A 624-nucleotide genomic window follows, 5' to 3' on the forward strand; every position below is an offset into this window, starting at 1 on the left:
GAAGGAGACCATCGCCCAAACCGCGCGCTCCTGCAACCTGTTCGCGAAGCCCACCTGCCAGAGCTGGTGCCCCAGGTGCAGCGCCACGACCACCACGGCCAGCACCCCCGACGCCTCGACCTGCTCGGCGACCGCGTACGCCACGAACGGGATGAGCAGCGAGAGCGTGTTCTGCAACAGCGGCTCGGTGAGCCGGGTGCGCAGCCAGTGCAGCGGCACCATCAGCACCACCCCGACGCCGACCCCGCCCACCGCGGCGACCAGGAACTCCCGCAGGCCCGAGCCCCACGTGGCGCCCGTGCCGACCGCGGCGGCCAGCGCGACCTTGTACGCCGTGATCGCGGTCGCGTCGTTGACCAGCGACTCGCCCTGCAGGATCGTCGTGATCCGGGAGGGCAGCCCCGCTTTGCGCGCGATGGCGGTCGCGGCCACCGCGTCCGGCGGCGCGATCACCGCGCCGAGCACCAGCGCCGAGGTCAGCGGCAGGTCCGGCACCACGAGGTAGGCGATCCAGCCGACTGCCAGCGTCGCGAACAGCACGTAGCCGACCGAGAGCAGCGCGACCGACCGCGCGTTGGCGCGCAGGTCCAGGTAGGAGCTGTCCAGCGCGGCCGTGTGCAGCAG

The 624-nt window shown here is 72.8% G+C and carries 1 protein-coding gene; it reads right to left on the reverse strand.

Annotated elements, in window-relative coordinates:
- Positions 1-624 (reverse strand): cation:proton antiporter (locus KUM32_RS41055; protein WP_217146747.1); only part of this gene is annotated, 624 nt, incomplete at both ends.

The sequence above is a fragment of the Streptomyces sp. AC627_RSS907 genome (assembly GCF_019049165.1).